Below are 13608 nucleotides of genomic sequence, written 5' to 3'. Positions count from 1 at the left end.
TCATCCGTTCAGGTTGTTGTCAGCAAGCGACTGCATGGGGGGAAGCGGGGCCGATGCCCAGTGCTGCTCCGCTTTCGCTTCAGGAAATACCAGGTGGATGATCCCGTTTCATCCTGATCCCGGCATGTGCCTTGTGACGTTTCGAAATCCGGGCATCGGCGAGATTGGCTTGGCTGCCGGCTTGGTAAAACGATGAAAAACCGTCCTATTTTCTGGGCACTGATCCTGTTGCTCGCCGTGCGGCTCCTGGCGATGATCTGGGTTCCCCTTACCGATCCCACGGAAGCACGTTATGCTGAAATCGCGCGCAAAATGGTCGAAACCGGCAACTGGATCACGCCCCAGTTCGACTATGGAGTGCCGTTCTGGGCCAAGCCGCCGCTGCATACGTGGCTGTCGGCGGCGGGAATGGCCGTCTTCGGTGTCACGCCCTTTGCTGCTCGGCTTGGAATACTGGCGGCGGCCGTTGCAACCCTTGCAATCCTGTGGCTGTGGGCGAGAACGGTGGCCGACCGCCGCACGGCGGCTGTCGCCGTGCTGGTTACGGCCAGTTCGGGGCTCTTCTTCGTTTCCACCGCCTTTGTCCAGACAGACATGGTCCTGACGCTCGGTGTCACCGCGACCATGGCCGGTTTCTACAATGGGCTGGAAGGCCGCGGGCGCTGGGGCTGGCTCTTTTTCCTGGGCCTCGCGATCGGGCTTCTGGCCAAAGGGCCTGTCGCGGTGGTTCTTTCCATGACGCCGATCACGGCCTGGATGTTCTGGCGCGGCAACTGGAAGGATATCGCCCGTTTGCCCTGGACGGGTGGGGTGGCATTGTGTGCCGCTCTGGTCATTCCCTGGTATGCCGCTGCGGAAATAGCCACGCCCGGCTTCCTTCGCTATTTCCTGATCGGCGAGCATATCCAGCGCTTCCTCGAACCCGGTTGGACTGGGGACCTCTACGGTTCGGGCCGTGAGCAGCCCAAGGGCACCATCTGGCTGTTCTGGATGGCGGCCATGCTGCCATGGACGCCGCTCCTGCCCATTCTCCTGTGGAGGTTGAGAAAGTCGGGGAAGCCCGCTGACCGGGGGCTTCACCTCTATCTCCTCTTATTCGCGCTGACACCGCTTGTGTTCTTCACCCTCGCGGCGAACATCCTACTCGCCTATGTCCTGCCGGGCGTGCCGGCGGCGATATTGCTTGCCGTGATGCTGTGGACGCAAAGTGGACCCGGGGGCGCGGGATGGCTGAAACTCGGCGTTGCCGAAGCCGTCGTGATTTTCGCCGGCGTGACTGCCGCTTCCTTCCTCGGCGCCGATCGCTCGTTCCTGCCCAGCGAAGCTCGCCTGATCGCAGACTTCCACGGCCCGGGGCGCCTGGCTATCCTGGGTGGTCGCAGTTTTTCGGCCGAATTCTATACGCAAGGCAGGATCGTGCGCTTGCAGACCCCTGCGGAACTTGCGGCATGGCTCAAGCCGGGCGACGGGGTGCTCGTTCCCAAAGGGCGGCGCGAGGTATTTTCGAGATATCTCGGTGGCTCTCTCGAGCCGGTATCGCAGGATCAGGACTATCTTCTGTTCACGCCGGGATCTCTGCCGCCGTCCCCGGCGGGTGGTTGATTATCCGGCATCCTCGGGAACGAGATGAACGTTCGTCAGCAGTCCCTCCGGGGGAAGCGCGCCCTTCCAGACGATCCGGGGGGCCGGGAGCTTGATGCCGAAGCGGGGGGAGTACCAGCCTCCGGTGCCGGCGGGGCCGCCAGCAGCGCTCTCGATCTGGCCCGGATGCGAGAAGGACAGGGTCGCAAGCCAGCGCTTTTCGGAACGGATCCGTATCTCCTGCCCGTTGATCTCCACCTCGCAGGCGGGAGATAGCTGGAAGACGATCTCGGTGGTTTGATCCGGGTTGCCGGTGAGGGCGTCGTGAATGGAAAAGCCGTGAAGGGTGGACGCGACGGTTCTGCGATGGAGGCATCCGAAGCGATTCCGATAGCCGTCGTGGGATGCGACGATGCGCCAGTTCTCTCCATCTTCGATACCGTCGAGACTGGTGACGGCCTTGTGGGACCAGTTGAACGCCCCGGACATCGTGCTCTGGTCGGCGCCGGCGAGCGTGAGCGTGTTGTGGGCACGCGTACTGCGGAACCAGTCCCGCCATTCTCCACCCGAGTGGTAGAGATAGGTGCCGGGATCGACGAAGAGGGGCTTTCCATCCACGGTCACGATGACGGAAAGGGCATCCGCGTGGCCGTGGGCCGCGATGGAAAGATAGCCGAGAGGCGCATGGTCCACGACGATATGGAGATCGCGGCCGTTTCGCGTCTCTCGGACGGCGGTGTAGCCGCCCTCAGCGAAGGTCCGCAAGCCGGTTGGGGGGGCAGGGCCGCCCGCGGGCGCTTGCAGCAGGGCGTCGCGCAGCTCGATTTCCGACGGGCGTGGGCCTTTGGCCGGCGTACCGAGATAGCCCGCAATGGCAGCCGAGACGGAGGCGGCATAGGCCGGTTCGTGCCGCGACAGGGTGATGACGCGGCCCTCATCGTCATCACAGATGCCGGGCGTTCTGCCCTTGGCATCGGAAAGCCAGGCGATGAAGGTGGAAAAGAGCGCGAGCCGTTCCTCGATCCCTTTCGCGAGTGGCTGGCCCGCGGCGCGTGCGGCGAAGCAGCAGAGAAGCAGGAATTCGGCGGTGAAGGCGCCATAGGTCGGGGACTGCTCGGCCCCTACGCCGTCGGCGAGAATCTGCTTGTTCGCTTCCTCAGCCAGGACTTTGCGGCCCTTGGCTTGAAGCCTGCCCGAAAGCGGGAGCTCCGGCATGGCAAGCGAGATCAGGAATTCACCGGCCACCTCGGCGACGAGATGGTTGTTTGCCGAGGAAAAACGCGAAGGATAGCGCGCCATCCAGACCTGATGAGCGTGCAGGATCGTTCGTATCTTTTCGACCGTGGCATCGGACAGGCGACTGCCGCACAGGCTCGTGACAATAAGAAGACTGATGGCGCGCAGGCCGAGCTCGATGCCGCTGTTCCAGCATATGCCGCGGAAGGGCGGATTGGCCTCGTACCAGCTGTCGATCGCCGCCCTGATCGCTTCGATCGCATCCGGATTTCCCGTCAGCGCCGCATCCGCGGCAAGCGGCTGGAGGAACTGCAGCCGGTTGTATTCCCAGACATATTTGATGTCACCGAGCGTGCGCTCGTGGCGATAGGAAATATCGAAGCAGTATGCCTCGCTTCCGGGCCAAAGGCCTCCCGTGACGGGATCGAGCCGCCAGATCGCGGGCGGGAAAGGCTTGACTGGGTCGCGCGGCGGCCAGTCCGCCCCGAGCGCGCTGTAACGGCCGGAAAGCACGTCCCGGCCGGCAGCAACAATGTCCTGCTTCACACGGTCGGGGGCGGAGGCGAGATTGTCGGCCAGTCCGGGCAGAACGGGTAGCGGCCCGGACGTGCGATAGCGCGACCAGCCCTCCATCCGCCCGCGCGCGGCCAGCTTCTTGCCCTTCTCGACGAAGCGATGGGCGATTTCGGCCGGTCCCATGGCGCGCAGCCGATGGATATACCAGGTTATGGACATCGCTAGCTCCAGATGTGCCGATGCGCGACGGCCTCTGCCGTACGACGGGCTTTACGGTGCGGCCTCTAGGGCCGCACGTTCTTGTAGGCCGCGATCAGTTTGGGGATCTCGTAGGTCCAGGCCATCTTCGTCTCGACGCGCTCGCGGCCGAAGGCGCCCATCCTTGCACGGAGAGCCGGATCGGCCAGCAATTCGACGATCTTGTCCGCGAAATCGACGGGATCGTTGGCCTTGGCATAGAGCGAGGCTTCCTGGGCGCTGAACCGGCCTTCGGTCACGTCGAACTGGACGATCGGTTTGCCGACGGCCATGTATTCGAGGATCTTGTTCATCGTCGACTTGTCGTTCATCGGGTTCACCCGGTCGGGGTTCACGCAGACATCGGCCGTCGACAGCACTTCGAACAGGGTCTGGTCGGGCGCGCGGCCGGTGAAGGTCACATAATCCTTCAGTCCCATGGTCTCCGACAGCGCTTGCAGCGAGGCAAGGCTAGGACCGCCGCCGACGAGCACGAACTGGATGTCCTTGCGGCCTTGATCGAAGACCAGGTGGCGTGCCGCGTCGAGCAGGAGGTCGATGCCTTCCTGATCGCCCATCACGCCGACATAGCCGACCAGGAACTCACGGCCGTTCCTGAGGGCGGGGTTGGGAGCGACGGCCTTGACGCGCGTCAGGTCCGGCCCGCTGCGCACGACGAAGACGTCCTCCGGCTTTTTCCCGCCGCGTTCGAGCGCGATCTTTCTGTAGCTCTCGTTGGTGGAGATGACCGTGTCGGCGGTCTTGAAGGTCAGCCATTCGAAGGCGCACATCAGCCGCCAGAAGAAACCGCGCTTGTTGAACTTGGCTTCATAGAGCTCGGGGTTGATGTCGTGGTGATCGAAGATGTAGCGCTTGCCGAAAAGCTTGAACTGCCAGGCGACGAGGAAGATCAGGTCCGGCGGGTTGCAGCCGTGCAGGGTGTCGAAGCCGTGGCGGAACAGGATCTTCCAGGAAAGCAGCGTTTCCCAGACCAGTGCCGCGCCATATTCCAGCAGGTAGCCGAGCGCCCCGCCGGCATCGAGCGGCAGCGGATGACGATAGACATGGATGCCTTCGAGCAGTTCGTAGCGCTCGGTATATCCCTTGCCAGTCGGGCAGATGATGGCGACCTGCGCGCCGGCGGCGTGCAGCGTGCGGGCCGATTGCCAGACGCGGCGGTCGAAGGGCACCGGCAGGTTTTCCACGATGATGAGGATCTTGCGGCCCGCCATCGTGCCGGAAATGTCGGCATTCGGCGGGACGCTCGCCGTATTGTTCCGTTGAGGTGTGCTGTCCATCGCGGGCCTCACGACAATGCGTTTAGGTTGATGACGTCGCCATGGTCGCCGAGATCGAGCTTGCGATGGGTGTCGTTGGCGATGACGATGCGGTCGTAGGTTGTCTTCTCCGCGGTCTCCTTGGAGACGAGCAACTGGGAGAGCGTCGGAATCTGCGTATAGGCATAGCCGAGGTTCGCGCCGACGAGCTTGTTGGCGTCGATGGCCGGGTCGAAGATCGAGAGCTTGTAGCCCTCGCGCAGGAGGCCGCGGGCAAGGTCGATGTTCGGGCTCTCGCGCAGGTCGTCGGTATGCGCCTTGAAGGCGAGGCCGACGAGAAGGACGGAGGCGCCGGGCGCAAGGCCGCGCGTCGCCCGCTCGAAGAGGCGGTATTTGTGCGCCTCGTTCGAACGCAGAAGGGAATCGACCAGATGCGTATGGGCACCGCAATCGGCGGCGATATATTGCATGGCGCGCACGTCCTTCGGCAGGCAGGAGCCGCCGAAAGCGCCGCCCGGGCGCATGTAATAGGGCGAGATGTTGAGCTTGGTATCGGAAACGAAGATCTCGTGCACTTTCTTGGCGCTGAGCCCGAGCTGCATGCAGACGCGCCCGATCTCGTTGGCATAGGCCACCTTGACGGCATGCCATGTGTTGTCGACAAACTTGGTGATTTCGGACTCGGCCAGATGAACATAAAAGGTCGGCGCCTTCAGGTTCTGGTTCAGCAGATCCATGCGGGCGTTCGGCTGGCCGTCGACCGTGCCGATGACGATTTTCGGCGGGTCGAAATAGTCCTGCACTGCGGAGGATTCGCGCAGGAACTCCGGGTTGTAGACGAGTTCGACATTGCGCTCGAAGGCCTCGCCAAGCATCGAAGCGAAGATCGGAGCAATGAGCCCTTCCACCGTGCCCGGACGGATGGTGGAGCGGTAGACGACTGTCAGCGGCGAGGTCCGCGTCGTTCCGACGGCGGCAGCGATCTGGCGGGTTACCTCGGCGATATAGGTCATGTTGTGCGCACCGTCCGGCGCGCTCGGCGTGCCGACGCAAACGATCGCCATGTCGCAATCGTCGAGGTGGTTCCTGATCTCCGTGCGGGCGGAAATCCGGCCGGCTTTCAGGCCCTCCGCCAGAAGCTCCTCGACACCGGGCTCGGTAATCGGCGCGACGCCCTGGTTGATCTGGTTGACCTTCTTCTCGCTGATATCGAAGCCGATGACCTCATGGCCTTCTTTGGCAATGCAGCACATGGCGGTGAAGCCCACATAGCCGAGGCCAAAAATTGCGACTTTCATTCACTAGTCCTCACTTCGAAGCCCAAAGAAATCGACGCCGCATTCATTGTTGCGCGATGTTCCGAGGTAATATTTCAGCAGTGATCCGTAGCAGTCAGATATTTCGTTTTGGTGTAAATTCCGGTTGTAAAGCAGTTCGCGGCACGCTGCGGCCGGTGGGCGGCATGCATTCCGGACGCCTATTCGCTTTCATGATTAACGAAACCTGCCGCAGATCACGCGGAACCTCGCTCCCGTCTTCGGCCGATCCGGCCGGGTGCTTTTCGAGAAACGGGTCCTGCTTACGAGTTGTGCGGCCCCAGTAGCGCCTCGTAGCGATCGCCGGCGATATCGATGCCGAAATCGGCGGCACGTCGGCGAAGGTCGTCTTTCTGCACGGGGGTGAGGAGGGCTGCCTCCATGGCTTTGGCCAGGGCCGGCGCATCGCCGACGGGAAGCAACGCGCCAAAGCGGCCATCGACGAGGATTTCGCGAGGACCGTAAGGCGCGTCGGTCGATACGACCGGCACGCCGGCGGCCATCGCCTCGATCAGGACATTGCCGAAGCCCTCGCTGATCGAGGACAGGACGAAGAGATCGGCGCAGGCATAGCAGGCGGCCGGATCGTTGACATAGCCGGGAAGGAGTACCCGGCCGGAGATGCCGAGTTCTTCGGCATAGGCGATCAGTTCTTCCTTAAGCGGCCCGTCGCCAAAGATCACCAGCCGGTGCCTGCCGGAGGGGTCGAGCAGCGAGAAGGCCTTGAGCAGTGTCCGGTGATCCTTGACCGGTACGAGGCGTCCGAGCGTGACGATCGTGGGGCCGTTACCCATGGCCGCAAGAGTTGCCTGCCACGGCTGCGGCCCCTCGTTTCGGGAGCGGGACGGCGGCAGGGGATTGTGAATGACCGCGATCTGCTGTTCGCGGAAGCCGCGTCCGACCAGATCGCGTCCCACGCCGCCGGATACGGCGATTGCCCTCGTCGCTCGCCGGGCGACCAGTCGTGTCAGTGCCGGTGCGATGCGCGAGCCGAGGCCGTTGCTCCGCAGCGCGGCGGCGGCGTGGTAGCTCGGGAAGAAGTCTGCCCGCGCTCCGCCCGGAACGATATCCCCGGCTATCAGGGCGAGGGCCATCAGCAGATTGGCGAATTCCGGGCCGGCGAAAACCGCGTCGGGCCGTTCACGTCGCAGGAATGCCGCCGACCGGAACAGCCCTTTCAGCGTACCGGCTTTTCCAAAACCTTCGCCGCGCATCGGCAGGTCGAGGTTGACGAGTCTGACATCCGGGTTGCGCAACTCGGCATTGGGGCCTTTCGCGCTCCAGACGAACAGCGTTACCGCATGGCCGCGTGCGGCCATTTCGTTGGCCATCAGGACGAAGACCCGTTCGGCGCCGCCGCCGTAAAGGCTCGGTGCGTGAAAGACGATGCGCTTCTTCATGACGTGTCAGGATGTCCGCAGCGGTGTGCCCGGTGCCGAGCGAAGATCCGCGACAAGCCCCCGCACCAGCGCAAGGCCGATACCGATCATGAAGCCTGCGACCGCGCCGAGCAGCAGAAGCGTGGCGGAGCCCGGCGGCCAGGCGCGGCCGGACGGGGGCAGGGGCTCGGTGATCACGCGGACATTGTTCGTGTTGATCTGCTCGCGCTCGGTGATCTGCCGCGTGCGGGTGAGGAAGCTTTCATAGATCGCCGCCTTGGCCGTGGCGTCGCGCTGCAACTCGCGCAGCTCGACCTGCGACTGGTTGTCGTCGAAGGCGGAACCTTCGGTGTCGCGCATCCGGGCGGACAGGTCGGCAACGGCGGCATTGGCCTTGTCGAGTTCGACGCGGGCGGTGTTCCTGGCGCGCTCGAGCTCTGCCGCGATCTGTTGCCGGATGGAGGAGAGCCGTGCTTTCAGCCGAAGGATGGAGGGATGGCGCGCGCCGAGGACGGCGGCCTGATCGTCATATTGCTGCTGCATGAGGCCGGCCGTCTGCTGCAACTGCGCCAGCGCCGGGGAAACGGCCGCCTGGGCGCCGAGCGGCGCGTTGCCCGCCTTCATCAGGGCATCGTAGCTGAGCTGGGCATTGGTGCTTCGCGAACGGGCGGCGAGCAGTTCGTTGTTGAGCTGGCTGACGGTCTGGGCGGTCACGAGGCGGCCATCGGCGCCGGCGGAAAGGTTGTGCGCGCGCCTGTAGTCCTCCACGCGGGCGTCCGCTGCCAGAACGTCGCGCTTGAGCTCGCCCAGCCGGTCTTCCAGCGAGCGGGCGGCGCGGTTGGCGTTCTCCGCATCCGCCGTTGCCAGTTCCTCCTGGAAGCTGCCGACGATCGCCTTGGAGATCGCGATCGCCTTGTCGGTAGTCTGTGCGGAAACACTAAGGCTGGCGATCAACGACTTTTCGTCGGCGCTGATGCCGACCTTGGTCTGCAGGGTTTTCAGGGCCGCCGTGTCGGGGTTCGGCTTGGCCGCCTTCTCCTGCCGGAGAAACGAGAGCAGGCCCGGGCCGGCGGGCTTGTAGAATTCCGGGTCGTCGGCGAGTTTCAGGTCCTTCACCGCGCGCAGCAGCACATTGCCGGAGGTCAGGATTCTGACGCGGCTGCCGAAATTGAGCAGTTGGCCGTTCACTTCGCTCGGCGTGGCGAGAGGGTCGTTGCTGACGACCTGGAGATTGCTCGGATTGACGAGGATATCGGTCGTCACGGTGAAACGCGGCGTTGCCGTCTTGCCCCACACGACAGCGCCGATCGCACCGCACAGCGAGAGCGCCAGGGCGAGCTTGAGACCCGATTTCAGCCAGACGAGTGCGCGCCTGAGGTCGAGTTCCATGAAACTGGCGATCCTGTCGAGCGTTACCGCTTCCTCGACCGGCGGGATGCTTTCGCTGACGACCGGTGTCTCGACGCGGCGGGGCTTGGCCTCGAAAGGCTGCTGCGTGGACACGCGGCAGCGAGGCTTGTCCGCCAGCTTGTTGAGAAGAGAAGATGCCATCCGGTTAACGCCTCGTTTGCTATGTTGGTGATAATTGTAAACACATGTGGTTAACGGGGCGTTTCCCTGCTGGCCGCTCCGGCGATGCGCCGTGTTCGGGGCGAAGACGAAAATCGACCTGCTTTGAAGAGGTAATTCAATGGCTTATCCCATGGCGGCCATAGGGTCGGAACGGGGGGGAATCGACCTCAGGAGCAATGCGCTCGGAATTCTGTTTCTCTTCCTCACGGTTGCGACGCTTGCCACGCGGCAACTCGTGACGCCCGACCTCATGAACATGCTGACGAGCTATTCGAGCGAGGGGGGACCTTTCTACGAGAAGTTCCACCTTGCCACCTATGCCACCGTGGCGCTCCTTCTTGCGATCCTGTGGAGCCGCCCGCTTGCGCTCGCCGACAGGGACGTGGCGCTTTTCCGGTCGCTGGTGCGCTATGCCGCCGTGATGGGCGGGCTTGCGGCTTATTTTGTCCTTATCGGCCGGTTCAGCGCCATCGGCTTTCTTGTCGAGACCTATCTCGCGGCGGTCCTGGCCGCGATCCTGCTGCTCGTCCAGAACGAACAGGCCCGCCGCATCGCCGCGACGGCGATGCTGTCCGTCCTGATTGCGAGCGCGATCGTCGCTATCGGGGAGGTGATCCTGCAACGCCGCCTGATGCCGTTCACGGAAGGCGAGCCGGTTTTCCGTGCCACGGGCCTTTCCAGCCATCCGCTGGTGCTCGGCGCGCAATGCGCCCTTGCGATCGGATTCGTGCCGCTGACGCGTTGGCCCCTATGGCTCAAGATCGTCGCCCTGTTCGTGCTTTTCATCGGCTGCGTGGCGGCGAGCGCCCGCGTTGCGCTGATGGCGTCGACCCTGGAAATCCTGGCGCTGATCCTCTTCCTGCGTTGGCCGAATTTCCCGCCCCGGCGTGAATTGCAGGCCAAGCTCATCGTGCTCTTCTTCACGCTGGTTCTTGGCGCGGCGCTTGCGGTTCTCCTCCTGTCCGTCGGGCTTCTCAGCCGGTTCAGCTCGGTGGTCGACACCAATTCCATGGCGCGCGTGCAGATCTACGAGGTCTTCCACTATGTCTCATGGAAGGAACTCCTGCTCGGCATGAACGCGGCGGACCTGCTGAAGATCGTCAATGAGAAGGTCGGGCTTGAATTCATCGAAAGCGCGCCGGTCTTCATCGTCATGCTGATGGGGTTGCCGATGGCGATCGTGTTCACGATCATCCTGATCGGCTATTTCTTGCGCATTCTGCGCGGAACCGAGCTAGCGGCGCGCATCGGGGCGGTGATTTTCCTGCTGATCGACATGACGAACAACGCCCTGGCGACCAAGACGGTGGATATCCTGCTACTCACGGTGCTGGTCGTCGGGTTGCGCAAGGCAACGCAGGCGGCTCCGGCCTCCGCGACCACGCGGCAGCCCGCCGCACGCGCTACAACAAGCTATCGATCACTTCCAGCCGGCCGGTCCGGTTGATGGTGTGGAGGCTGGCGGGGCCCTTGCCCTCTGCCTGGCAGATCGGAAGGACGGGGCCGAAGCGGACGTCCGTCGCGTCCAGCCTCAGGATTTCCCGCAGGCCCAGCCCTCCGCCGTAGGTGTCGGTTCCATTCTGGACGGGCAGGAAGGCCTTGCCGTTCACATGGACGATCCGACCGCCCGGCCGCGCGCCGGCCCGGTCGATCACGATGGGATTCAACGGGTGTGGACGCCAGGGGCCCTGGAGGCGTTCGGCGCTGTAGATTGCCATGGTGTCGGAGGCGCTGCCACCGGCATAACGCTCGGTCCCGAGCATCCAGAACCGCCCCTCATGCTGGAAAAGGGTGGCGTCGTTGAAATTCCTGCCTTCGATCAGCACCGCTTCGCGCTGCCAACAGTCGGGGAAGGCGGTTGCGCGATAGAGCACGACCTCCTGCGCGGAGCCGCTCTCGGGGATCATGAACAAGCTCCCCTCATGCGCGAAGACGTTTGGATAGGACAGATGATGCGCTTCCTCGAGGACGACGCGTGGGCGTGCGAAGCGACCATCCGGGCCGAGTTCCGCAACCGATATCACGCCGCGACGGGACGCATAGGGATATTCCTCGACGAACAGCCAGGTTCGTCCTTCATGGTGGATGGGGAACGGGTCCGCATAGAACCGCTGGCCGTCGTCTTCCAGAAAGGAAAACGGGGCGCCGCCGATATGGCGGGTTTCGACAACGCCGGGTCCGTCGATGAAGCGGTAGGCGGTTTTCCAGGAGAAGGTCCGGCTCCCCGGCGTCATCCTCGTCAGCATGCGGGCGGCGAGGCCGCCGACGAGGTGTTTCGCATAGGCCACTTCCGGACGGTGCGACGGCGCGGTTGCGGGGGGTACGGTGATTTCGTCGAGGAGGCCTGCCTGCAGGCGGGCGAGGGACTGCACGAAGAGCGACTGGATGCTCACCAGCAACATCCTGATGTCGCGTGAAAGCCAGACCCGGTCATGAATCATGGGCGCTGCGCGGCCGACGGCCTTGCCGTTGCAGCGCGCGACGAGCTGGATGGGGCCGCAGTCCGAGCGGAGGCGCAAAAGTCCCTCGGAAAGAAGCGCGCACCCGCCGACCTCGACGGTCAGGACCGGTGTCTGCCCCGGCTCAAGCCGTCCCGTCAGGTCGAGGATGGCATCCGCGCCGCCTGATGGCGGAACGGCGGGCACGAAGGGCGCGGGCTCTGCCGGGGCGCCGACCCACAAGCTCTCCAGCGCCATGACGCAGTCCAGGAAGCGTGCGGGCGGTGCTGCCTCGGCATAATCGATCTGGATATCATATCCAGCCGCCTGCAATCGTGCGGCGAGAGTATGCTCCCATCGCATGATGCTGTTTCGGAAGGATACGATACGTATTTTCAAAAGATTTCCCCCGGTATTCGAAAAAACCTCATCTCCCCAGATGACGGTCACAAATCGATATTAATAAATCCCTTCGGTTCCGAAGCATTCTGACTGTTTAGCGCTGCGCCTGAACTTCATCGTTTCATCGGATTGCTCGCTATAGCCGGCTGCGCACGGCCGCCAGGCCGCGTCTGGTTTCCTCGGGGTAGCAAAGAGCATTGGCGACGAGGAAAACAATGCCGGCGGCCGACCCCGCGAGCGCCAGACGGAGGACGACATTCGCATCGCCAAGGGAATGGCTGACCATCGCGGCGATGCCGCCCATCGCAAGCGAAGTGGAAAGCGAGATCGCAAGCGCGCGCCAGGGCAAGGGGACCGGCGTCAACCGTTCGCTGATCACCACGGAAGCAAGCAGGTTCACCGTGGCTCCGCCGGCCAGCGCCAGGGCGGCCCCGGCCTCGCTCATCGTCGGGATGAGGAGGAAGGAGAGGGTGATCGTGCTGGCGGAGCCGAAGAGCTTGCTGACGATGAGCAGCCAGGACTTCTTATGGGCATAGACCACCGCGCCATAGACGAAGTCCGCCAGATTGGTGAAGACGGCACTGATCGCGATGGTGCCGAACAGCAGATTGTAGGGGCCGTCGTAATCTTTCGGTAGCAGCAGTTCCGTGAGGTCGTGGCCGAGCGCGGCGAGGAGGGCAGCGACCGGAAGGCTGAAGGTGAAGATGAGCGAGAGGAACTGCCTGAACACCGCGGCAGCCGCGGCCGGCCCCTCCTCGTCGAAGCGTCCGACCGCCTCGGGGAAGGCACCCATGTTGATGGCATTGGCGATCATGTCGACGGGCTGGCGGGCCAGCGCGTAGGCGGCGGCGAACACGGCAACTGCGGAGGCGCCGTGATAGACTTTCAGGAAGACCCTTTCCGCATTGGCAAGGCCGAAGCCGAAGAGCGCCATCGCGATGATCGGCACGCCGAGGGCGAAGAATTCGCGGTGGGTGAAGCGCGGCGGGCCGGCAACGATCTTCCGCGCGGCGACGATGCTGCAGACGATACCCGTCGTCAGCATGCCGAGGCTGGATGCAAGCGAGATCGCCAGGAAGGAATTGTGCTCCACCAGCATGGTCAGGACCGGGAAGACGAGCTGCAGCAGGGCGCGCAGGAACTCCATCGTGGCATAGGTGGTGTGCCGCTGCTGCATCTGCAGGATGACGAGGCCGTAGCGGGCGATGGCGCCGGCAACGAGATAGGCGCAGACGGCGATCGAGAAGTCGCGCCAGCGCTCCGGCGCGACATAGCCGCTGGCGATGATGGCGACGACGATGGCCAGCAGTGTTGTGCAGAGCAGGATCGTGCCGGCGCGCGAAAGGCTGCCGCTGGTGACATCCCCCTTGCCGCCCAGCCGGAGAAGAGAGATGCGCAGCCAGTTGGTCAGCGCCACGTCCGTCATCTCGCCGACCGTGACCACCAGCGTCAGGAAGCCGTATTCCGTCTGGTCGATCAGGCGGGTGGCGATGATGAGGAACAGGAGCGCGGAGATGCGCGTCAGCAGGATGGCCGGACCGTAGATGAGGGTGGATCTGAGCAGCAAGGGAAGTTCCTTGGGATGGTTCGGCCGAAGGTTGTGCCGGAACGCGGATTTAACGAAATCCTAGTGGCAAAGTGTTAACAGCAGTGT

The 13608-nt window shown here is 63.7% G+C and carries 9 protein-coding genes; 2 read left to right on the top strand and 7 right to left on the bottom strand.

The annotated features are described in order from the left end of the window. Window positions 1-192: 192 nt before the first annotated feature. A complete protein-coding gene (locus ACZ48C_RS09210; protein ID WP_464780917.1) occupies window positions 193-1602 on the top strand; it encodes an ArnT family glycosyltransferase in 1410 nt (469 codons plus the stop codon). Here ACZ48C_RS09210 and ACZ48C_RS09205 read toward each other — a convergent pair whose 3' ends face one another. From ACZ48C_RS09205 to ACZ48C_RS09185, 5 genes are all read right to left on the bottom strand, one after another. Next, complete coding sequence (locus ACZ48C_RS09205) at window positions 1603-3552, bottom strand: heparinase II/III family protein (protein ID WP_464780916.1); 1950 nt, start codon at window positions 3550-3552, stop codon at window positions 1603-1605. 65 nt (window positions 3553-3617) lie between these two features. Beyond that, window positions 3618-4868, bottom strand: coding sequence for a glycosyltransferase family 4 protein (locus tag ACZ48C_RS09200; protein ID WP_424546408.1), 1251 nt, complete (start codon window positions 4866-4868; stop codon window positions 3618-3620). An 8-nt stretch (window positions 4869-4876) separates the two neighbouring features. After that, window positions 4877-6145, bottom strand: coding sequence for a nucleotide sugar dehydrogenase (locus tag ACZ48C_RS09195; protein WP_464780915.1), 1269 nt, complete (start codon window positions 6143-6145; stop codon window positions 4877-4879). A gap of 281 nt (window positions 6146-6426) precedes the next feature. Beyond that, window positions 6427-7563, bottom strand: coding sequence for a glycosyltransferase (locus tag ACZ48C_RS09190; protein ID WP_464780914.1), 1137 nt, complete (start codon window positions 7561-7563; stop codon window positions 6427-6429). 6 nt (window positions 7564-7569) lie between these two features. Then, window positions 7570-9093 (bottom strand): GumC family protein, encoded by a 1524-nt coding sequence (locus ACZ48C_RS09185; protein ID WP_464780913.1) that lies wholly within the window; start codon window positions 9091-9093, stop codon window positions 7570-7572. 139 nt (window positions 9094-9232) lie between these two features. On the opposite strand from ACZ48C_RS09185, the gene ACZ48C_RS09180 reads away from it, so the two are divergent. Then, the gene (locus tag ACZ48C_RS09180; RefSeq protein ID WP_464780912.1) at window positions 9233-10561 is read left to right on the top strand and encodes a VpsF family polysaccharide biosynthesis protein; all 1329 of its coding nucleotides are present in this window, start codon (window positions 9233-9235) and stop codon (window positions 10559-10561) included. Here the strand turns inward: ACZ48C_RS09180 and ACZ48C_RS09175 are convergent. Both ACZ48C_RS09175 and ACZ48C_RS09170 read right to left on the bottom strand, forming a co-directional pair. After that, window positions 10518-11951 (bottom strand): glucosamine inositolphosphorylceramide transferase family protein, encoded by a 1434-nt coding sequence (locus ACZ48C_RS09175; protein WP_464780911.1) that lies wholly within the window; start codon window positions 11949-11951, stop codon window positions 10518-10520. The two genes, ACZ48C_RS09180 and ACZ48C_RS09175, sit on opposite strands and share 44 nt — an antisense overlap. Before the next feature lie 139 nt (window positions 11952-12090). Beyond that, window positions 12091-13521 (bottom strand): lipopolysaccharide biosynthesis protein, encoded by a 1431-nt coding sequence (locus tag ACZ48C_RS09170; RefSeq protein ID WP_424546402.1) that lies wholly within the window; start codon window positions 13519-13521, stop codon window positions 12091-12093. Window positions 13522-13608 lie beyond the last annotated feature (87 nt).

The organism is Shinella sp. 1A1 (assembly GCF_055379515.1).
The sequence above is the reverse complement of the archived record's forward strand: the minus strand, read 5'-3'. Positions and strand labels throughout refer to the sequence as shown.

Bases quoted from the DNA above. Each gene is read 5' to 3' on its own strand.
- ACZ48C_RS09210 (WP_464780917.1), top strand. From the start codon at position 193: ATGAAAAACCGTCCTATTTTCTGGGCACTGATCCTGTTGCTCGCCGTG.
- ACZ48C_RS09205 (WP_464780916.1), bottom strand. From the start codon at position 3,552: ATGTCCATAACCTGGTATATCCATCGGCTGCGCGCCATGGGACCGGCC.
- ACZ48C_RS09200 (WP_424546408.1), bottom strand. From the start codon at position 4,868: ATGGACAGCACACCTCAACGGAACAATACGGCGAGCGTCCCGCCGAAT.
- ACZ48C_RS09195 (WP_464780915.1), bottom strand. From the start codon at position 6,145: ATGAAAGTCGCAATTTTTGGCCTCGGCTATGTGGGCTTCACCGCCATG.
- ACZ48C_RS09190 (WP_464780914.1), bottom strand. From the start codon at position 7,563: ATGAAGAAGCGCATCGTCTTTCACGCACCGAGCCTTTACGGCGGCGGC.
- ACZ48C_RS09185 (WP_464780913.1), bottom strand. From the start codon at position 9,093: ATGGCATCTTCTCTTCTCAACAAGCTGGCGGACAAGCCTCGCTGCCGC.
- ACZ48C_RS09180 (WP_464780912.1), top strand. From the start codon at position 9,233: ATGGCTTATCCCATGGCGGCCATAGGGTCGGAACGGGGGGGAATCGAC.